The sequence below is a fragment of the Phreatobacter cathodiphilus genome, from assembly GCF_003008515.1.
In the GTDB taxonomy this organism is placed as follows: Bacteria; Pseudomonadota; Alphaproteobacteria; order Rhizobiales; family Phreatobacteraceae; genus Phreatobacter; species Phreatobacter cathodiphilus.
Genome location: NZ_CP027668.1, coordinates 4248569 through 4266732 on the forward strand (window position 1 = coordinate 4248569; position 18164 = coordinate 4266732).

20 protein-coding genes are annotated in these 18164 nt (G+C 71.6%); 6 read left to right on the forward strand and 14 right to left on the reverse strand.

The genetic code is table 11. From position 1 onward, the window contains the following. The first annotated feature begins 4 nt into the window (after positions 1-4). Positions 5-721: an ATP-binding cassette domain-containing protein gene (locus tag C6569_RS20440; protein ID WP_106750590.1), complete on the forward strand. Its 717-nt coding sequence runs from the start codon at positions 5-7 to the stop codon at positions 719-721. A gap of 95 nt (positions 722-816) precedes the next feature. Here C6569_RS20440 and C6569_RS20445 read toward each other — a convergent pair whose 3' ends face one another. From C6569_RS20445 to C6569_RS20475, 7 genes are all read right to left on the reverse strand, one after another. Beyond that, entirely contained in the window at positions 817-1683 is an 867-nt protein-coding gene (locus tag C6569_RS20445; protein ID WP_106750591.1) for an energy transducer TonB, read from the reverse strand. Continuing rightward, on the reverse strand, positions 1680-2126 hold the full coding sequence (exbD, locus tag C6569_RS20450) for a TonB system transport protein ExbD (RefSeq protein ID WP_106750592.1): 447 nt from the start codon (positions 2124-2126) through the stop codon (positions 1680-1682). The genes C6569_RS20445 and exbD overlap by 4 nt, the downstream gene beginning before the upstream one ends. Further along, the gene (gene exbB, locus C6569_RS20455; protein ID WP_181313840.1) at positions 2126-3082 is read right to left on the reverse strand and encodes a tonB-system energizer ExbB; all 957 of its coding nucleotides are present in this window, start codon (positions 3080-3082) and stop codon (positions 2126-2128) included. The genes exbD and exbB overlap by 1 nt, the downstream gene beginning before the upstream one ends. 211 nt (positions 3083-3293) lie before the next feature. Continuing rightward, the gene (locus tag C6569_RS20460) at positions 3294-5798 is read right to left on the reverse strand and encodes a TonB-dependent receptor (RefSeq protein WP_146144860.1); all 2505 of its coding nucleotides are present in this window, start codon (positions 5796-5798) and stop codon (positions 3294-3296) included. 177 nt (positions 5799-5975) lie between these two features. Continuing rightward, the gene (locus tag C6569_RS20465; RefSeq protein WP_106751170.1) at positions 5976-6905 is read right to left on the reverse strand and encodes a FecR family protein; all 930 of its coding nucleotides are present in this window, start codon (positions 6903-6905) and stop codon (positions 5976-5978) included. An 80-nt stretch (positions 6906-6985) separates the two neighbouring features. Further along, positions 6986-7486, reverse strand: a complete 501-nt coding sequence (locus tag C6569_RS20470; RefSeq protein WP_106750595.1) for an RNA polymerase sigma factor — start codon at positions 7484-7486, stop codon at positions 6986-6988. A gap of 29 nt (positions 7487-7515) precedes the next feature. Continuing rightward, positions 7516-8127 (reverse strand): invasion associated locus B family protein, encoded by a 612-nt coding sequence (locus C6569_RS20475; RefSeq protein ID WP_106750596.1) that lies wholly within the window; start codon positions 8125-8127, stop codon positions 7516-7518. A gap of 272 nt (positions 8128-8399) precedes the next feature. Between C6569_RS20475 and C6569_RS20480 the strand changes: the two genes are divergently transcribed. Continuing rightward, positions 8400-8621, forward strand: coding sequence for a hypothetical protein (locus C6569_RS20480; protein ID WP_106750597.1), 222 nt, complete (start codon positions 8400-8402; stop codon positions 8619-8621). Between the two features lie 55 nt (positions 8622-8676). On the opposite strand, the gene C6569_RS20485 is transcribed toward C6569_RS20480, so the two are convergent. Further along, complete coding sequence (locus C6569_RS20485) at positions 8677-9168, reverse strand: pyridoxamine 5'-phosphate oxidase family protein (RefSeq protein WP_106750598.1); 492 nt, start codon at positions 9166-9168, stop codon at positions 8677-8679. 166 nt (positions 9169-9334) lie between these two features. On the opposite strand from C6569_RS20485, the gene C6569_RS22450 reads away from it, so the two are divergent. Next, complete coding sequence (locus tag C6569_RS22450) at positions 9335-10378, forward strand: sensor histidine kinase (RefSeq protein WP_106750599.1); 1044 nt, start codon at positions 9335-9337, stop codon at positions 10376-10378. Between the two features lie 44 nt (positions 10379-10422). On the opposite strand, the gene C6569_RS20495 is transcribed toward C6569_RS22450, so the two are convergent. Continuing rightward, positions 10423-10929, reverse strand: coding sequence for a YciE/YciF ferroxidase family protein (locus tag C6569_RS20495; protein ID WP_106750600.1), 507 nt, complete (start codon positions 10927-10929; stop codon positions 10423-10425). Positions 10930-11131: 202 nt separating this feature from the next. Between C6569_RS20495 and C6569_RS20500 the strand changes: the two genes are divergently transcribed. Then, entirely contained in the window at positions 11132-11476 is a 345-nt protein-coding gene (locus C6569_RS20500) for a hypothetical protein (protein WP_106750601.1), read from the forward strand. Positions 11477-11606: 130 nt separating this feature from the next. Here C6569_RS20500 and C6569_RS20505 read toward each other — a convergent pair whose 3' ends face one another. Further along, complete coding sequence (locus C6569_RS20505; RefSeq protein WP_106750602.1) at positions 11607-11822, reverse strand: hypothetical protein; 216 nt, start codon at positions 11820-11822, stop codon at positions 11607-11609. Positions 11823-11880: 58 nt separating this feature from the next. Continuing rightward, positions 11881-13353: an amidase gene (locus C6569_RS20510; RefSeq protein WP_106750603.1), complete on the reverse strand. Its 1473-nt coding sequence runs from the start codon at positions 13351-13353 to the stop codon at positions 11881-11883. Positions 13354-13631: 278 nt separating this feature from the next. Between C6569_RS20510 and C6569_RS20515 the strand changes: the two genes are divergently transcribed. Together C6569_RS20515 and C6569_RS20520 are read left to right on the forward strand one after the other, a co-directional pair. Then, a complete protein-coding gene (locus tag C6569_RS20515; protein ID WP_215905768.1) occupies positions 13632-15212 on the forward strand; it encodes a GMC family oxidoreductase in 1581 nt (526 codons plus the stop codon). Further along, positions 15209-15622, forward strand: coding sequence for a hypothetical protein (locus C6569_RS20520; protein WP_106750605.1), 414 nt, complete (start codon positions 15209-15211; stop codon positions 15620-15622). The genes C6569_RS20515 and C6569_RS20520 overlap by 4 nt, the downstream gene beginning before the upstream one ends. Before the next feature lie 4 nt (positions 15623-15626). On the opposite strand, the gene C6569_RS20525 is transcribed toward C6569_RS20520, so the two are convergent. From C6569_RS20525 to C6569_RS20535, 3 genes are read right to left on the reverse strand one after another with little or no spacing between them, the layout of a single operon-like run. Then, entirely contained in the window at positions 15627-16739 is a 1113-nt protein-coding gene (locus C6569_RS20525; RefSeq protein ID WP_181313842.1) for an FAD-dependent oxidoreductase, read from the reverse strand. After that, positions 16732-17433: a TIGR04282 family arsenosugar biosynthesis glycosyltransferase gene (locus tag C6569_RS20530; RefSeq protein WP_106750607.1), complete on the reverse strand. Its 702-nt coding sequence runs from the start codon at positions 17431-17433 to the stop codon at positions 16732-16734. The genes C6569_RS20525 and C6569_RS20530 overlap by 8 nt, the downstream gene beginning before the upstream one ends. 1 nt (position 17434) lies before the next feature. Continuing rightward, the gene (locus C6569_RS20535; protein ID WP_106750608.1) at positions 17435-18163 is read right to left on the reverse strand and encodes a TVP38/TMEM64 family protein; all 729 of its coding nucleotides are present in this window, start codon (positions 18161-18163) and stop codon (positions 17435-17437) included. Position 18164 lies beyond the last annotated feature (1 nt).

Here is an 18164-nt window from a genome sequence, read left to right on the forward strand (position 1 = left end):
CTTCATGACCGAAGCAGCCATCACCGTCAGGGGTCTCGACCACTTCTTCGGCGAGGGCGACGCGCGGAAGCAGGCCCTGTTCGATATCAACCTCGAGGTCGCACGCGGATCGCTGACCGTCCTCATGGGACCGTCCGGCTCGGGGAAGACCACTCTGCTCACACTGATGGGGTGCCTGCGAGAGGTGCACGCCGGAAGCATCCGATTGCTGGATCAGGACCTGTTCGACGCGGATGAGACCACACGGATCGTCATGCGTCGGCGCCTGGGCTTCATCTTTCAGGCCCACAACCTCCACGACAGTCTGACGGCGCGCCAGAACGTTGTGATGGGCCTGCAGGTCCACGGCCGAGGCGATGGCAAAAGGCACGCCGCCGCCGCGGATCATATTCTGGCGCTTCTTGGGCTCGGGGAACGGCTGGACTATCTTCCGGCAAACCTCTCGGGCGGCCAGAAACAGCGGGTGGCCATCGCAAGGGCTCTCGTTTCGAACCCCGACATCATCTTCGCCGACGAGCCGACTGCGGCGCTCGACAAGGTCAGCGGCCTCGCAACCGTGCAACTGTTCAAGGACCTCGGCCAGGCCCGCCGCACCACGACCGTCATGGTCACCCATGACCCGCGCATCCTCGATCTGGCGGATCGTGTGGTGACGCTGCAAGATGGCAGGATCGTGGAAGATCGAGCAGGAGTCATGCGCGACAACGCTCAGCCGCGCTAGACCTGGCTTCCTGACCCGCCCCGGTTGTGCTGGAGGCATCAGCTCTTCCCGCACATTCCGGCGCGTTTTGTCCGGCGATCCCCGCGCGGTTCGCCTCACCTGTTGAAGCGGATCGGCACGGCGAGGGTGACGTTTCCGCCGCCTCCGATGGACGGCGGCGGGGCGGGAACCGGACTGGCGCGGCGGATCATCGCCACCGCCTCGGCGTCGATGGCGGCGTCGCCCGAGGAGCCGGTGAGGCGTGCGGCGAGGACGCGGCCCGCCCGGTCGATGGTGAACACCACCTGCGCCGTTCCCCCGGCCGCGCCGGCCGGGAACCGCTTGAACCGGTTGAGATGGGCGTTCAGCGCCCCGCGCCAGGTGGCGGGGGAGGCGCTGGGCGCCGAGGACGCGCCTGCGGCGGGGGCGGCCGCGCTGTCGGCGCGCTGTGCCTCCGCGGCCGGCGGCGCGGTGGTGCGCGGCGCCTGGCGATCGTTGGGGCGCGTCCGGCGCGGCGGCTCCGGACGGCGCGGCCGCGGCCGCTCCGCCCGGCGCGGCGGCGGCCGCTCGGTCTGCGGCGGCGGGCGCTCCACCTTCGGCGGCAGGAACAGTTCGGCGCGCGGCGGCGGCGGCATGTCGGGCAGGGGGATCTCGGACGGCTCCGGCTCCGTCTCCGATTCGGGCGGCTTTTCCTCCGGCGGCACCTCCTCCGGCACCGGCTGCGGGCTCGCCTGTGCCTCCACCATCTGCGGTCCGGGAGCCACGTCCTGGGGCTGTGCCGCGGGGGCGACCGCCATGGGAGCGAGGTCGATCATCACCGCCGGCGGCGGATCTCCCGGCGCGGGGGAGGGGGCGGCGCCGAAAGCCACCCACAGGGCCGCGCCATGGGCGGCGGCGACGGCCGTGCCGGCGATGCCCCAGCGCAGGCCGGCGGCCCAGGCCCCGCGGGCCGGGACCCGCCCGGCTGGCGGCGACGTGCTCATCGGGCCGGGCCGGCCGCCGCCTGGCCGGTATCCTCGAGGCCGACCAGCGCGATCTTGAGGTAGCCGGCCTGGCGCAGCAGGTTCATCACCGCCATCAGCTCGCGATAGGCGACCGCCCCGTCGGCGCGCAGGAAGATCCGCTGCTCGCGGTCGCCGCGGGTCTCGGCATCGAGGCGCGCCTGCAGCGCCTCGCGCGGCACGTCGTCATTGCCGAGCGCCAGAGTGAGGTCGGGCTTCACCGTCAGGAAGACCGGCTTTTCAGGCCGCGGCTGCACCGCCGCGTTGGAGACCGGCAAATCCACCGCCACGTCGACCGTCGACAGCGGTGCCGCCACCATGAAGATGATCAGAAGCACCAGGATCACGTCGATGAACGGCGTGACGTTGATGTCGGAGACCTCGGCGAGGTCGCCGTCCTGCGGGTCCTTCAGCGACACGCCCATCAGTGCGTCGCCTGGGCATGGGCGCCGGACACGGCGCGCAGCGCCACCGGCAGGGACGCGCCCCGGGCGAGGGCGCGGCGGTCGAGATCGCGCGAGACGTGCCGCAGCACCTCGGCCGAAGCGTCCGACAGCAGCGCCCGGTAGCCGGCGATCGAGCGGGCGAAGACGTTGTAGATGATGACGGCGGGAATGGCGGCGACGAGGCCGATGGCGGTGGCGAGCAGCGCCTCGGCGATGCCCGGGGCGACGACGGCGAGATTGGTGGTCTTCGCCTGGCTGATGCCGATGAAGGAATTCATGATTCCCCAGACCGTGCCGAACAGGCCGACGAAGGGGGCGGTCGAGCCGATCGTGGCGAGCAGGCCCGTGCCCAGCGCCGCTTCGCGACCGGCGCGGGCCTCGATGCGCGACAGCGCGACGGCCACGCGCTCCTTGATGCCCTCGGCCGGAAGATCGGCGGAGCGGGCGTCTTCCTCGAGCGCGGCGCGCACCAGGTCGGCCACCGGCCCGCGCCGGGTGCGATGGGCACCGACCATGGCCGCGGCGCTGGCGAGATCGGCGGCCTCGCGCAGCAGGCGCATGGCGAACCGCGCCCGCCGGCGCGCGGCGAAGAGCTCCAGCGCCTTCACCAGCCAGATCGTCCAGGTCACGACGGAGGCGAAGGCGAGGCCCACCATCACCGCCTTCACCACCATGTCGGCCGCCATGAACATGCCCCAGGGGGAGAGGTCGTGGGGCAGGGTGGCCGGCGCGGCGGGAGCCGGGGCGGCGACCGAAGGCGCGGGGACGGCCGGCGCGTCCTGCGGCACCGCGGCCGGCACGGCCGGGGACGGGGCGGGGGCGGGGACCTCGGTGCGCGGAGAATCCGTGGTGGGAGAGGATTGCGCGAGGGCGCCGAAGGCGCCTGCGGACGCGAGAGCCGCCGTCAGGCCGAGGATGAGGAGCCGTTCACGCATATGCCGCGTCCATCGGTCGGGGCTGACGCCCCGTGGCGTTGCCGCCGCTTGGGGAAAAAAGGATGGCTGGCTTGCCCCGGGGGGCTGGCTGGCTAGGAGGTCGCCTCGCGGCTTGCGGGCGTGGTGGCCCCGACCTCGCCGGGCCGCCACACGAGGCGAAGTGGATGGGACGGGGGGCCGGATGCCGGCGCTCCCCATCCCACTGTCGGGCTCAGAACTTCGCCGTCAGGGTGGCGCGGGCGTTGCGGCCGGGGGCCGGCAGGTTCGCGTTGGACAGCGGGTCGAGATAGTAGCGGTCGAACAGGTTGTTGATGTTGACCGTCAGCGTCATGTGCTGGTCGATCTTCCACTCGGCGAAGAGGTCCACCACGTGGAAGGCCGGCCAGGGGATCTGCGTGCCCGCGCTGAAGTCGTTCGGGTCGAGGCCGCCGACGCCCGCGACGCTGCTGCTGACGTAGCGGTGCCGCGCACCGACGGTCAGCGCCTCGTCGTAGAAGCGGGCGCCGACCGTGGTCGTGATCGTGAAGCGCGGCGGCGCCTGGTTGATCATGTAGTCGGTCTGGTAGGGCGCGTCGGTGCAGGGCACGCCGACCCGGCAATAGGCGTAGTTGGTGTAGTAGTTCAGCGCGAGGTCGACGAAATAGCGCCGGGCGTCGTAGCCGCCGGAGAGCTCGATGCCCTTCATCACCACCTTGTCGATGTTGACCACCTGATAGGCGTAGTTCCAGGTGGTGCCGACCCGGCCATAGGCCCGGCCGAGATAGTCGCGGTAGAAATTGTCGAAATAGGCGAGCTTCACCCGCAGCTTGTCACCCTGCTGCAGGACGTCGCTGCGCAGGACGTTCGCGCCGATTTCCCAGGTGGAGGCGCGCTCCGGCCGCAGGTTCGGATTGAACAGGAAGCCGGAGGAGTTCCAGGTCGATTCCCGGATGCTCGGCGGGCGATAGCCGTTGGCGTAGCGGGCGAAGAGCTGCAGCCCTTCCATCGGCGTCACCGTGATGCCGGCGTTCGGGCTCACCGCATCGCCGCGATAGCCGGTCGAGGCGGGACGGAGCGTCGTGCCGGCATAGTTGCTGGTGTCGTCCACGGCGAACCGCATGTACTGGACGCCCGCATGGACCTTCACCCAGGAGAGCGGCGAGAGCTCGCCCTTGCCGAAGACGCTCCACTGGTCGCGGGTGCCGGACATGGCGATGTAGCTGCCGTTCGTGCTGGGGGACCGCGGCGCCACCGCCTCGCGCGAGTAGGTGCCGCCATAGGTCAGCGCGAGGCCGCCCAGGGGCGTGGCGAAGCGGGACGTGTTGGATCCGCTCAGGCCGACATTGACCGAGCGCGTCGGCCGCTGGATCACCTGGATGCTGTCGGACTGCAGCGAGTTCTCGTTGATCGAGACGTAGGAGGAGTTCAGCGACAGGTCGATCAGATCGTTGCCGCTGGGCTTCCAGTTGTAGCGGGCGCTGAGCGTGTTGGTCTCGATCTCGCTCAGCGGCAACTGGCGATAGCCGCTGCGGATCGTGTTGGGCATGATCTCGCCGAACTCGTTGGTGTGGCGGATGTAGCTGACGCGGAGCTGGTGGCCGTCACCGAACCTTGCCGTGCCCTTGAGCAGCAGGGTGAGGGCGTTCTCGGACGTGTTCAGCACCTCCTGCCCGGGCCCCGCGGGAGACAGCGCCACCGCCCCCGAGGTGGTGTTGTAGGTCCTGGGGCCGTGTGAGCCGGCGAAATAGTTGCCGGACTGGCGCCGTGCGATGGCGCCGACCAGCTCGAAATTCTCGACCTGGTAGGCCGCGGCGAGGCTGGCGGAGCGCGTGCCGCCGATGCCGCCGCCCTCGGTGCGGCCCACCGTCTGGCCCGGCAGCACCCGGCTGGTGGAGGAGAGCAGGCCGGCGAGCGGGTCGAGGGCGTTGGTGCCGAGGCTGCCCTTCAACTGCACGCCGTAGCTGCGTCCCGGCCGCAGGATGTCGCTGGCGTTCAGCGTCTCCATGTAGACCGAGCCGCCGATGGCGGTCGGGCCGGCGGTGCCGCCCCCCGGTCCCTTGTTGATCGCCACGCCGGACAGCAGGTCCGGGTCGACATAGACGCGGTTGTCGACGCCGTAATAGCCGCGATAGGTCGAGGTCGACTGCTCGGCGCCGTCGATGGCGGTGGCGACGCGGTTCATCCCCTGCATGCCGCGGATGTTGACGTCCATGGCCGCGCCGTTGCGGTTGCTGCCGGCGATCACGCCCGGGGTCGAATCGAAGATGTCGCCGGTCGACGTGCCGCGGAAGCGCTGGATCGTCTCGCCGCTGATATAGGCGCTGGATCCGGGTGTGCGGTAGGGCTCGTCGACGGCGGCCGCGCGGGCCCCGGACACGTCGATCGTGTCGAGGGCGATGGCGCCCTCGGGCGCCGCGCCGGCGGTGGCGGCGGCGGAGCCGGCCGCCTGGACGGTGACGGTGTTCGCCCCCGCGAAGCGATGGGCGAGCCCGCTGCCCTGCAGCAGGCGGGAGAGGGCGGCGCTCGCCGTCATCGACCCCGAGACGCCGGCCGAGCGCTTGCCCGCCACGACGGCGGGCACATAGGTCACCTGCAGCCCGGACTGGCGGCCGAAGCTCGCCAGGGCCGAGGACAGCGACCCGGCCGGGATCTCGAAGGCGATCTGCCGCGCCTGCTGTGCCGCGACGGGGCGGACCGCGCCCGGCGCGACGAGGCCGATCGCCGTCGTCGTCATCATCACGAGCGCGAGCGCTCCCCTGCTTCGTCTTCCTCCGAGAACCAATGCGTTGCGCAGCCTCATGGCCGACCACTCCAGACAGATTGTGGGATGTGGCGATCGATTGGCTGCGGCTAGCGATCCCCGAGGGGTGAGACGGGCGGCACCACGGAATTTTCCCCCCGCCGCGAAAAAAAATCAGATGGTCGAGACCACGGTCAGCCAGGGCGGCAGGTGCCGGATGCGGGCCTCGAAGGGATGGAGCACGGCCTCGAGGGCGAGGAGCGGGCTGTTGAGGTCGAAGACGCCGCTGATGCGCCGCGCGCCGAGCCCCGGCGCCGCCACGATGATGCGGCCGGAATGCCACCGGCGGATCTGCGCCACCACCGCGGCCACCGTCTCGTCCTCGGCGACGAGCTGGCCCTGGCGCCAGGCGGCGAACTGGCCGGGCAGGAGCCGGCCCCGCTCCAGCCGGCCCGTCGCCTCGTCGAGGCGCAGCCACTCGCCGGGCCCCACCCGCACGCCGGCACCGGGCGGCGTGGTGACGGACAGGCTCCCCCGTTCGGCGCCGAGCGACAGGATGCCGGACTCCCGCGAGAGGCTGAAGGCGGCGTCGCTCGCCCTCACCGCGAGGCCGCCGACCGTGGCCTCGAAGGAGCGCCCGCCGCCGGGCGCCATATGGATACAGGCGGCTCCCTCCAGGAGATCGACCCGGCCGCCCGCCGCGAGCCGAATGGCGCTGGCCGGGCCGAGGATGACGCCGGTCCCGTCGGCGAGCTGGAACCGGGCGACTTCGGCCGTGGCGGTGACGCGGTCGGCCGTGAGGCGCAGCCAGGCCTCCGGCCCGTGCACCGCGGCTCCGACGGCGATCGCCAGGCCTGCCATGCCACCGAGAACCACCCGCCGCGACGGCATCGCGCCGCCGACGTTCTGGTCGCTCAGCACCTGGCCGGCCATGCCGTGCAGCTCCGCCGCCTCCCGCCACGCCGCGTCGTGCTGGGGGCTACGGGCCCGCCAGTGGCGGATCAGCTCCAGCGTCACCGGATTGGCCGGGGCGTTCTGCAGACGGATGACGATGTCGAGCGCCTCCTCGAACAGGCCGTCGTCAGGCGGTGGATCTGCCGTCATCGGCTTCTGGCCCATGTGCGAGGCGTATCGGGGGTCATGGACTGGGACGAACGGGAGGCCGGCATTTTCACCGGCCGCCGTCAGACCTGGCTCTCGTTCAGGCGGCGGCGCAGGTGCCGGTAGGCGTCGCGGATGAGCACCCAGGTGCGTGTCGTGGACAGCCCGACCTCGCGGCCGACCTCCGCGATGGTCATCTCCGCCAGGCGGTGCAGCTCGAAGGCGCGGCGCGTCTTCTCCGGCAGTTCGGCGATCGCCGCCTCGACGATGGCGAGGCGCTGGCGGTCATAGACGACCGTCTCGGGCGTCGGTGCCGGATCGGCGACGGCCTGCATGTGCTCGTCGCAGCCGGTGATGAAGGGGACGGTCCTCTCCCGCCGCAGCAGGTCGACCGAGAGGTTGCGCGCGATCATGTGGAGATAGGCGCGGGGGTTGGCGTAGTCCTCGCCCGCATCGATGGCCATCACCCGCACGAAGGTGTCCTGGGTCAGGTCCGCGGCGGCGTCATGGCTGTGCCCCCGCCGTCGGAGGTAGCGGTGGATCTCCCGCGCGTGCCGCATGAAGAGCTGTCTGACGTCGAGCATCGCCTTGACCCCCCTCGCCCCCCGCCCGTTCAGTCGCCGAGCTGGGCGGCCCGCGCCAGGGCGGCGGAAAATCCGTTCAGGGTGACGTTGAACGTCACCGCCTCGCCGGACGACAGGCTGAGCGCGGCGACGGTCAGCTTGGTCGCCGAGGTCATGGCGTCGGTGGCGACCTTCGGGAAGGAGACGGGCAGCAGGCAGCCCGCGGGCACGCAGGTGGAGAAGCGCACGCCCTGGCCGAGATCCTTGTCGTCGAGCTTCAGGATGGCGCCGTTCTCCAGCTTCAGCCCGAAGGGCATGAGGATGGTGCCGTCGCTGCGACCCTCGCGGGGGGCCCTCAGTTCGATGGCGAAGACGCGCTGGCCCGATCGGGTGTCACCCTGCGACTGCGCCAGCAGGCAGAGCTTGCGCCCCTCCGCCGCCCGGCAGTCGACCGTCCAGTCGCCGAAGGTTTCGACGACGCTGCTGGCCCCGTTGGGAAAGAGCGGCGCCGGGGCCGGCGCCACGCTCGTGCCGGGGGGCAGGGGCGTGGCCGGGCGCGTCAGAGGGGCCGGCTGTTGGGCGGGCGCGAGCGAGGCCGGCGACACGGCGGCGGCCACGAGAAGGAACAGAGCCGAGCGGGGAGAGAGGCCAACGCGCCACATGGGGGATCCTGTCAGGCTGACGTGCGGCCACGCGGACCGCACACCGTTCCATAGGACGGCGCGGTTTCTCCTGCAATTATAATGTTTTAGACCGAATCTAAAGAGCGTGCGGCCCGGCGCTTGCGCGTCTCGCCCCGCGGCGGGGAACGCTTGCGCCGCCCGTTCGTTTCTCCAACAGGCCAGGGTCGCGAGGCGGCCCGGCAGAGACCGGGCGTCGCCCGCCGGTCGAGGTGGCGGCCCGCCGGTCCACGACAACCCATGGAGGCGCGACCATGCCCACCGATCTGCCCGATACCCATCCCGACGACAGGCCGGGTCCCAAGACCCCGGCGGTGGACGGCGGTCCCGTCCGTCTCCCCAACCGGCATGTCCAGATCGACCACGACGTCATCCTGCCCGAGCCGCGTCCCTCGGAGGAGCCGGACGCGATCCTTCCCGGAGACCGGGAGGGCGACGGGCGCGGGCCGCCCATTCCGATGCCCGTCCTCCCGTAATCGCCTGGCAGGCGGAAAGGGGCCGCGACACCGTCGCGGCCCCTTCTTCATGGGCTCAGCCCATCTTCACCTTGGCATTCTCGCCGAGGTCGGGGCGCCCGCCGGTCGCCGCGGCGGCGGCCATCTTGATCATCGATACGACCCGGCCGGGACCCTTCCAGATTTCCGCCTCCCGGGGCGTCACCCGAACCAGCCGAATGGAAGGATCCTCCGGGCTGTCCCACCAGGCCTTTGCGGCCATGGAAAACAGTTCGCGGATCTTGGCGCGGTCGTTGGAGATCGCCGCGAGCCCCGAGACCGACGCGTAGCGCTCGCTCTTCGGATCGGAGAAGGCGAGGCAGACGTGGTGCTCCTTCTCCACCTCGTCATCCTTCCTCCCCTCGACGTCGGTGAGGAAATAGATCGCGCCCTCCTCGGCCTTGACGTGGGCCGCCATCGGACGGGCGCGCATGCCGGAACCCTCCTCGCGCGCGGTGACGAGCATCCCGATCCGGACCGTTTCGATCAGGTCGTAGACGTCCTGGGGGGTGGCGTGGGATTCTGACATCGGCAAGTCCTCCTGCGTTGAACGGTAAGGGGGACGCACCGGACGGCCAGAAGGTTCCCGTCTGCCCGCCCGCGCCCGGCTTCCGCTTTTTTCTGACGGGGCAATGGAACCGCCCCGCGGGCGAGGCGTTACCCGAGGTCCACCCGCGTGTGCGCCAAGGAACTTCATGCTGGGAACCATCTCGCCGGCCGCCGACGAGGAAGACATCGCCGAACGACTCCGGCGCCGCGAGGCCGAGTTGGCGCGGGTCCAGCGGATCGGCCAGGTCGGCGGGCTCGAGGTCGACCTGACGGGCGGCATGTTCCGCAATCGGCGCTCGCCCGAATACCTCAGGCTGCACGGACTGCCCCCGACCCACACGCACGAGACCCACGAGGCCTGGGTGGCCCGTATCCACCCCGAGGATCGTCAGAGGGTGGTGGACCATTTCCGTCGGACGGTGGAAGGCACCGATACCGACTATACCGCCGAGTACCGCATCATCCGCCCGAGCGACGGCGTTACCCGCTGGATTCTCGCCAAGGCGGAGATCGAACGGGGGCCGGACGGCTCGCCCCTTCGCCTCGTCGGGGCCCATATCGACGTCACGGCGCGCCGGGTCGCGGAGGAGGAGAAGGAGCTGCTGGCCCGCGAACTCGCCCATCGCATCAAGAACGTCTTCGCCGTGGTCCAGGGCCTCATCATGCTCTCGGCCCGCAGCCAGCCGCAGCATCTCGGCTTCGCCCGTGACGTCGCCGACCGGGTGACGGCTCTCGCCCAGGCGACGCAATATGTCGCCCCCGGCGGCATCCCTCGCACGGAAAAGGTAGATCTCCTCGCTTTCCTCCGCTCCCTCCTCGCCGCCTACCGCAACGGGGCCGGCGACGCGGTGGCCTGCGAGGGCGACAGCGTGCAGATCGGACCCCGCGCCGCGACGACCATCGCTCTCGTGGTCCATGAACTCGCCACCAACGCCGTGAAATACGGGGCCCTCTCCCATCCCGACGGACGCCTCACGGTGACGCTGATGCGCGGCCTCGACGGCTACGTCCTGTCGTGGCATGAGGCGTCAGGACGGCTGCTGACGAGCGGGCCCGGCCATGCCGGCTTCGGCACCGACCTCATCCAGAAGGTGCTCGCGGCGCAGTTCCAGACCAGCCTCGAACTGACCTGGCTGCCCACCGGCCTCGATGCCCGCCTCGCCATCATGAACGAGCACCTCGCCCGCTAATCTCCGTTGGGGAAGGCCGGGCCGCCGAAGCGGCCCGGGCTCCGTCAGGCGGCCTTCTTGGCCTTGGCGCGCTCGTTGACGCCGGCATCGGCGAGCTTCGTCAGGTCCGCGTCGGTCTTCTCCTCCTCGGCGAGCGTCTTGGCGAAGAGGTCGGCGGCTTCCTTCATGCCGAGTTCCTCGGCCCAACGCTTCAGCGTGCCGTAGCGGGTCATCTCGTAATGCTCCACCGCCTGGGCCGACGAGATCAGGCCGGCGTCGAGGGCGGCAGTGCCCTTGAACTCGTCCATGATCTCCTCGCCCTCGGCGACGATGCCCTCGATGGCGTCGCAGGTCTTGCCGCGCGCCGGCTTGCCGAGGAGTTCGAAGACCTGCTGGAGGCGCTCGATCTGACCCTCGGTCTCGTCGCGATGCTTGCCGAAGGCCTCCTTCAGCTTGTCGGACTGCGCTGCACGCTGCATTTTCGGCAGCGTCTTCAGGATCTTGCGCTCCGCGTAGTAGATGTCCTTCAGGGTGTCCAGGAACAGGTCGTCCAGAGTCTTTTCCTTGGCCATGTGTCGTGCCTCCTCGAATGTCGGGATCGGCGGTCCAAGGCGATGCCGCCGGACCGTCACGCGGCGGGATGCCGTCGGGGTCCCAACGTGAAGCATGGCCGGACGTTCCTAGACGAGGGCGCGGTGAGCCACACCGGTGAGCAAGGGGGGGAACCCCACGGGGGTCCGCCGGTTGATGCCATGACCAAAGGAGGCTTTCCGCATGTTCTCGTTCTTCGACACCCGTACCCCCACCCAGCGCTTCGCCGACGAGGCCATGGAACAGCTGTCCTCTCTCGCCCGCCGGATCGGCCGCGAGGGAAGTCACGTTCAGTCGGCCATCGAAGCGGCGCCTGACCACATCCGCAACGCCGCCCGCAGCCTCGACCGCATGGGCATCAACCCCCATGCCGCCGCGGTCGCCGGTCAGCAGGCGCTGCGGCACGTCGGCCGCCACCCCTCGGTGCTGGCGCCGCTGGTGATCGTCGGTGCGGCGGTCGCCCTCGGCTATTGGCTCGCCCAGCCGAGCCAGCCCGTCGCCGCGCCGCATGTGAAGCGCCAGAGCTGATCGATCGATCCACGCATGGACAAGCCGCCGGGCCCGCCCGGCGGCTTTCTTGCGTCGTCACATCAACTCGGGCACGAAAAAGGGCGGCCCCGGAGGGCCGCCCTGTTTTTAGCGAATGACCTGACGTCGGTCAGCGACGCATGCCGTAGAGAAAACCGACGAAGGCGGCGATGGCGAGAGCCTGGAAGGGGCGCGAGGTGATCTCGTCGCGCAGCATCCTCTGCAGGTCGCCGGCGCGGTTCGCCATCACCTCGGTATCCACCCCCGCCGCCTTGAGCTGTGTCTGGGCAGCGCTGGCGAAATCGGTCACGCTCGCGCCGGGGTTCATCGTCTTGCCGTCAGCCATAAGGGCCTCCTCGTGTTGCACTGACTGCGCAACGCGTGGCGGCTCCCCTTCGTTCCGCCTACAGTCCGGTGACGTGGTGGGTCGGCATGGCGCCGCCGTTCCACTGTCCGCCGAGCGCCCGCTCCACCTGCGCCGCCACCTGCAGCAGCAGCCCGTCGCCGCCCTGCCGCGTCTGCAGCTGGATGCCCATGGGCAGCCCGCCCGGCAGCCGGCCGAAGGGCATGGACAGGCCTGGAATGCCGCAGAGATTGGACAGCGGCGTATAGGCGAAGATCGCCCAGAGGTTGGCGAACCAGTCGTGGACGGAGGGGTTGTCGCTCACCGTCAGATATTCGCGCGTTCCGATCGGCGGCGTCGGCTTCGCCATGGTGGGGGTGAGAATCAGGTCGAAGGTCTCGAAGAAGGCGCCGAAGCCGCGCGACGCCGTGTTGAAGGCGAGCTGCATGCGGGTGCGCTCGGAGTAGGTCGCGTCGATCCCCGCCGCCCAGAGCCTGACGTTCATCGGCTCGACCTTGTCCTCCGGCGGCTTCGTCAGGCCGCGCGGCTCCAGGAGCAGGGCGATGGTCTGGGCGAAATTGGTGATGTAGCAGGTCGTCTGCGCCTGGTAGGCGGCGGCGAAGTCGATGGCGGGCAGCGCCCACTCGACATGGTGGCCGAGGTCTTCGAGGAAACGCCCCGCCCGCTCCAGCTCGGCGACGATCTCCGGGCTGGCGCTGTACGGGCCCCACTGGTGCGACATGGCGATGCGCAGCTTTCCGGGATCGCGGCGGACGAGATCCACATAGGGCTCGTCGGCCGTCCAGTAGGGCATGAACTCGCCTGGCGCGCCGCCGCGGCAGGCGTCGACGAAGGCGGCGGTGTCGCGCACGCTCCGCGTCAGGCAGCCCTGGGAGGAGACGACGCTCGAAAGGTCCGAGCCGCCCGGCGCGATGGAGAAGACGCCGCGCGAGGGCTTCAGGCCGACGAGGCCGTTGACCCCGGCGGGAATGCGGATGGAGCCGCCGCCGTCCGTGCCGTGCGAGATCGGCGTCGCCCCCGCCGCCACCATCGCCGCCGAGCCGGCGGAGGAGCCGCAGGTCGTGTAGTCCGTGTTCCACGGGTTGCGGGTGACGCAGATCGTGTTCTCGGCCGAGCTGCAGACGCCGAATTCCGGCGTCGTCGAGCGGCCGATGATGTTGAGGCCTGCCTTGCGGATCTTGTCCGTGAGGTGGCTGTCGGCGGCCGCCCTGTTCCCCTGCATCAGGAGCGAGCCCATCTCCTGCAGCCGGCCCTTCAGGGTCGGGCCGAGATCCTTCATCAGGTAGGGCACGCCGGCGAAGACGCCGGTCGGGTCCATGCCGTCCCGCGTCGGGTCGGCGACCACGTCGTCGAAGATTTCCACCACGGCGTCGAGGGTCGGGTTGAGGGCGACGACCGCGTCGCGCGTCTGCGCGGCGAGCTCGGCCGCGGTGATCTCGCCGGCCCGCACCCGTTCGGCCAGCGCGGTGGCGTCGTGACGGGCCCATTCGCTCCAGCTCATCGCGCGTGTCATGTCGGTCGCTCTCGTCGGTAGGGTGGAATACCTCTGCATCGTCGCTCCGCGCCGGCAGGACCACCGCGCCCTCCGCATGGGCGCAATGCGTTTCGCGCGGGAAGGCCGTCTTGGCGGCGCCTCCCGCCCGTATCGCGATGTTTCCGGCCGCTCCCGACGCGGTCCGGCCCGGACGCCGGGGGCCGGATCGCCCCGCCCGCGCCTGCCGCGGCGTCAGCCCTCTTGCCTTGCCGCCCGCGAGCCCGAAGGATGGCGAAAAAATCCGGGGAGGAAGCCTGTTGTCCGTCAAGCGTCTCGCGCCTGTCGACGTCGTCGTGGTCGGAGCCGGCCTCGGTGCCGCGGCCTTCACCCGCCACCTGGTCGAGGAAGCCCCGGCCCTCTCCGTCGTCGTGCTGGAGCGCGGCGGCTGGGTGGACCGCGCGGCGCTTCCGGCCTTCCGCGCCGATTTCCAGCGCGACGTCCTCGGCCCCTACGCCACCTCGCCCAACGTGCGTCTCGCCGCGGGCGGCATCGCCCCCTCCGCCGACTACGCCGTCGACGACAGCCAGTCCGACTTCAAGCCGCTGATGTGGAGCGGCGTCGGCGGCTCCACCATCAACTGGGCGGCGCATTTCCCCCGCTTCCACCCCTCCGACTTCCGCACCCGCAGCCTCGACGGCGTCGGTGACGACTGGCCCTTCACCTATGCCGACCTCGAGCCCTTCTACGACCTCAACGACGCGCGCTTCGGCATCGCGGGGCTGCCCGGCGATCCCGCCTATCCGCCGAAGCCGGCGCGCCCCATGCCGCCCATCGCCCTCGGGCGGCTCGGCATGACGGCGGCGCGCGGCTTCGACCGCCTCGGCTGGCACTGGTGGCCGGTGGATTCCGCCATCAACAGCCGCGAGCACGCCGGCCGTCCCGGCTGCAACCATTGCGGCCCCTGCCAGCAGGGCTGCGTCACCGGCGCCAAGGCCTCCACCGACATGACCCACTGGCCCGAGGCCATCGCCCGCGGCGTCGAGATGCGCACGGGCGCGGTGGTGCTGCAGGTGGAGATCGAGGCGGGGCGCGTCACCGGCGTTACCTACCGCACGGCGGAGGGCGATCTCTTCCAGCCGGCGGCGACGGTGGTGGTCGCCGGCAACGGCGTCGGCACGGCGCGCCTGCTGCTCGCCTCCGGCGTCACCTCGCCGGCGCTCGGCCGCAACCTCATGTATCACGGCGCCGGGTACGTCCGCGGCTTCTTCGCCGAGGATCTCGACGGTCCCGTCGGGCCCACCGGCTGCGCCATCTACAGCCACGAGTTCTACGAGACCGACCGCTCCCGCGGCTTCGTGCGTGGCGTCCATCTGCAGGCGACGCGCGAAAATCCGCTCGCCGTGCAGGCGGCCCGCCTGCCCCGGCCCTGGGGTGAGGAGGCCCATGCGGCGTTGCTGCGCGAGTTCCGGCATTCCATGGCCATCCTCGTCGTCAACGAGGACCTGCCCGAGCCGGAGAACCACGTCGGCCTCACCGGCGAGACGGCGCCCGACGGCCTCCCCGGCGTGAAGGTCGTCTATCGCCTCTCCGACCATTCGCGCCGCGCGCTCGACTTCGGCCTCGACCGCGCCGAGGAGATGCTGCGCGCGGCCGGCGCCGTCGAGACGGTGCGCGTGCCGCTCGCCCCCTTCACCGGCTGGCACCTTCTCGGCACCGCGCGCATGGGCACCGACCCCGCCACCTCCGTCACCGACGGCAGCGGCCGCGTCCACGGCGTCAGCGGGCTTCTCGTCGCAGACGGCAGCCTCTTCACCACCTCGGCGGCGGTCAATCCCGGCTCCACCATCGGTGCGCTGGCGACCAAGGTCGCCGACGATTTCGCGAGGCTCGTCGCATGACCGCGACCTTCGAAGACGCCGTTCTCGACACGCTCTTCCCCGGCCTCGGGGCGATCCCGCCGGCGAGCCGCGCCGGCCTCGACGTCGCCTCCGTGATGGCGCGCCACGGCGGCGTGCTGGACGCGATCGCCGCCACCGCCGGCGGACGCGAGGCCTTCGCCGCGGCGGATCCCGGGCGGCGCGCGCATCTGCTCGCCGAGGCCGAGCGCGCCACGCCCGCGCCCGTCCAGGCGCTCGTCCTCGCCGTCTCGGCGCTCTATCACGCCAGCGCTCCCGTCGTGGAAGCCTATGGCTGGGTCTCCCGGCCGCCGCAGCCGCAGGGCTTCGCGGTCGGCGCGCCCGGCGACGAGGCCGAGGCGGACCGCATGCTGGAGCGGGTCAGGGCGCGGCGGCAGATCTGGCGCGGCTGAGCCCTCAGTCCGAGGCGTCGAAGCGGCCCATGAAGCTGCGGTCGAGCCAGTCCTTCCACAGCCAGACCCAGCGCCCTTCGAGCGCGAGCCAGCGGCCGCGGCCGGCCACCGCACCGCCGTCGCCCGTCGACAGGATGGCGAGATAGCGCGTCTGGGCGCGGTAGGGGCGCAGCGCCGCGCCGCGCACCCGCCGCCTGAGGTTTTCGACCAGCGGCGGTCCCTGTCGCACCGCGAAGACGCCGGCCTTCTCGCGCCGCTGTCCGTCGATCGCCGCACAATCCCCAACCGCGAAGATCGCCGGGTCCGAGAGGGTGGCGAGCGTGTCCGCCGTCAGCACCGAGCCGTCCTCCGCCCGCCGCAGCCCGGTGGAGGCCAGCCAGTTGGGCGCCCGCGCCGCTGTCGAGACGATGACGAGCTCGGCGGCGATCCGCCGGCCGTCGGAGGCGGTCGCGCCGTCGGCGTCCACCGACGCGATCCGGCAGGGTTCGAGCACGGTCACCCCACGGCGCGCGAGCGCCGCCCGGATGCGCCGCCGCATGCCGGCATTGAGGCCGGGCGCCAGCGCCTCACCCGCGGCGATGCCGATCCAGGGCCGTGGCTCCCGCGCCGCGAGGCGGGTGCGCAGCGCAAGGGCGATCTCGATGCCGGCCGGGCCGCCGCCGACCATCAGGATGCGGTTGGGCTTCCCTTCGCCGGCGAGGCGCGCGTCGAGCTGGTCCAGCAGCCCGCCGATCGGCTTCACCGCGAGGGCGTGGCGGTCCGCTCCGTCGATGCCCGTGAGGTCCGGGGTGATGCCGACGTCGAGGGAGAGCGTGTCGAAGGCGAGGCTTCCGCCGTCGGCGAGCCGCACCGCGCGCCCGTCGCGGTCGATGCCGGTGGCGGCGGCGAGACGGAAGCCGGCGCCGCAGCGCCGGGCGAGCGCTTCCAGGTCGATATGCATCGCCTCGCGCCGGTAATGGCCGGCGATGTGGCCGGGCAGCATGCCGGAATAGGGCGTGAGCCTGCGGTCGGTGACGAGGGTCAGCCGCGCGCCGGGCTCGGGCCGGTCGCGGAAGGCGGTGAGCACCTGGACATGGGTGTGGCCGCCGCCGACCAGCACGATGTGATGGTCAGCCACCGGCGCCTCCGTCGAGGCGGGCGAGCGCCGCCCGCGTCGCCGGCGCGGCACCGGGCGCCGCCGCCAGCGCCGCGCGCAGCCAGGCGAGGTCTTCCGGCTCGTCCACGTCGTGCTGCTCCGGCAGGAGATGGACCGTGAGCCCCTCAGCCCCGGCCCGCCTGAGCGTCTCGGCCAGCACCCCGGCCGTGCTCCAGGCCATGGGCGCGAAGAGCGGCGCCGCCAGCGCCGAGCGGACGCCGATCAATCCGTAGCCGCCGTCGGCGCTCGGCATGACGACCACGGCTCGCTCCCCGCCGCGCCGCAGCACCTCCGCCGCCTCGCCGAGAACCGCCGGCGGAACGAGCGGCAGGTCGGCGCCCATCACCATGGCCCCCGCGGGATGGCGCGCCAGGAGCCGGAAGAGCACGTCCCACATGGTGGCGCCGAGTTCGCCCCTGTCGCAGAAGACCATGGGCCAGTCCTGCCCGACGAGGGCGGCGATCTCGGCCGCCCCATCCGCCGGCCGGTAAAACACCTCGCAGCAAAGATCGGCCGGCCCCGCCGCCGCCGCGGCAATGGCCGCCCCGTCCATGAGGAAGGCGGCCGCGAGGTCGGCCGCCGCCGCGGCGCCGATCGCCGCCGCCAGCCGGGTCTTGGCGATGCCGGGCCGCGGCGGCTTCGCCATCAGCCCGAGGCCGATCGTTCGCTTCGTCATGTCAGCGCCTCTCCGCGCTCTCGCGCCGCTCCAGCCAGCGGCGCAGCGGGATCGCCGCCAGCGACAGAAGGGCGAGGCCGCCGAGCCCGGCGAGGATCTCCGGCGTCAGGATCGCGCCCGGCGTGACCGCGCCGCCCCGGTCGAGCACCGACCCGAGGCCGGCTCCCGCCAGCGAGAAGACGGCGGTGGCGGGAATGACGCCGACGAAGGTGGTGATGACATAGGTGGCGAGCGGCACACCGACGAAGGCCGGCACGAGGTTGACCAAGAAGAACGGAAAGAGCGGCACCAGCCTGAGCACCAGGAGATAGGAGGCGGCGTCGCGGCGGATGCCCGCGGCGAGCCGTGCCGCCTGCGGGCCGAGGCGGTCGAGGGCGTCGGCACCGAACAGCGTCCGCGCCAGCAGGAAGACCAGGGTCGCGCCGATGGTCGCCGCCGTCACCGTCAGCGCCGTGCCGAGCGCCGCCCCGAACAGGAAGCCGCCGCTCAGCGTCAGGAACACCGCGCCGGGGACGGAGAAGGCGACCGCCGCCGTATAGACCGCGACGAAGGCCGCTGCCGCCAGCACCCCGTTGGCCGCCACCCAGGCGGTGAGCGTCCCCCGGTGGGCGCGCAGGGTCTCCAGCGACAGATAGTCCGCCACCCCCGACCAGCGCAGCCCGACCAGCACCGCGACCGCCGCGAGGGCGATCCAGACGCGCCGGTCCGTCATGAGAGAGCCGGGCGACATG

Excerpts from the sequence above, each read along its gene's own strand:
- C6569_RS20520 (WP_106750605.1), top strand. The coding sequence starts at position 15,209 with ATGACCGCGACCTTCGAAGACGCCGTTCTCGACACGCTCTTCCCCGGC.
- C6569_RS20510 (WP_106750603.1), bottom strand. The coding sequence starts at position 13,353 with ATGACACGCGCGATGAGCTGGAGCGAATGGGCCCGTCACGACGCCACC.
- C6569_RS20495 (WP_106750600.1), bottom strand. The coding sequence starts at position 10,929 with ATGGCCAAGGAAAAGACTCTGGACGACCTGTTCCTGGACACCCTGAAG.
- C6569_RS20460 (WP_146144860.1), bottom strand. The coding sequence starts at position 5,798 with ATGATGACGACGACGGCGATCGGCCTCGTCGCGCCGGGCGCGGTCCGC.
- C6569_RS20480 (WP_106750597.1), top strand. The coding sequence starts at position 8,400 with ATGCCCACCGATCTGCCCGATACCCATCCCGACGACAGGCCGGGTCCC.
- exbB (WP_181313840.1), bottom strand. The coding sequence starts at position 3,082 with ATGCGTGAACGGCTCCTCATCCTCGGCCTGACGGCGGCTCTCGCGTCC.
- C6569_RS20500 (WP_106750601.1), top strand. The coding sequence starts at position 11,132 with ATGTTCTCGTTCTTCGACACCCGTACCCCCACCCAGCGCTTCGCCGAC.
- C6569_RS20440 (WP_106750590.1), top strand. The coding sequence starts at position 5 with ATGACCGAAGCAGCCATCACCGTCAGGGGTCTCGACCACTTCTTCGGC.
- C6569_RS20465 (WP_106751170.1), bottom strand. The coding sequence starts at position 6,905 with ATGACGGCAGATCCACCGCCTGACGACGGCCTGTTCGAGGAGGCGCTC.
- C6569_RS20470 (WP_106750595.1), bottom strand. The coding sequence starts at position 7,486 with ATGCTCGACGTCAGACAGCTCTTCATGCGGCACGCGCGGGAGATCCAC.
- exbD (WP_106750592.1), bottom strand. The coding sequence starts at position 2,126 with ATGGGCGTGTCGCTGAAGGACCCGCAGGACGGCGACCTCGCCGAGGTC.
- C6569_RS20535 (WP_106750608.1), bottom strand. The coding sequence starts at position 18,163 with ATGTCGCCCGGCTCTCTCATGACGGACCGGCGCGTCTGGATCGCCCTC.
- C6569_RS22450 (WP_106750599.1), top strand. The coding sequence starts at position 9,335 with ATGCTGGGAACCATCTCGCCGGCCGCCGACGAGGAAGACATCGCCGAA.
- C6569_RS20475 (WP_106750596.1), bottom strand. The coding sequence starts at position 8,127 with ATGTGGCGCGTTGGCCTCTCTCCCCGCTCGGCTCTGTTCCTTCTCGTG.
- C6569_RS20445 (WP_106750591.1), bottom strand. The coding sequence starts at position 1,683 with ATGAGCACGTCGCCGCCAGCCGGGCGGGTCCCGGCCCGCGGGGCCTGG.
- C6569_RS20485 (WP_106750598.1), bottom strand. The coding sequence starts at position 9,168 with ATGTCAGAATCCCACGCCACCCCCCAGGACGTCTACGACCTGATCGAA.
- C6569_RS20505 (WP_106750602.1), bottom strand. The coding sequence starts at position 11,822 with ATGGCTGACGGCAAGACGATGAACCCCGGCGCGAGCGTGACCGATTTC.
- C6569_RS20530 (WP_106750607.1), bottom strand. The coding sequence starts at position 17,433 with ATGACGAAGCGAACGATCGGCCTCGGGCTGATGGCGAAGCCGCCGCGG.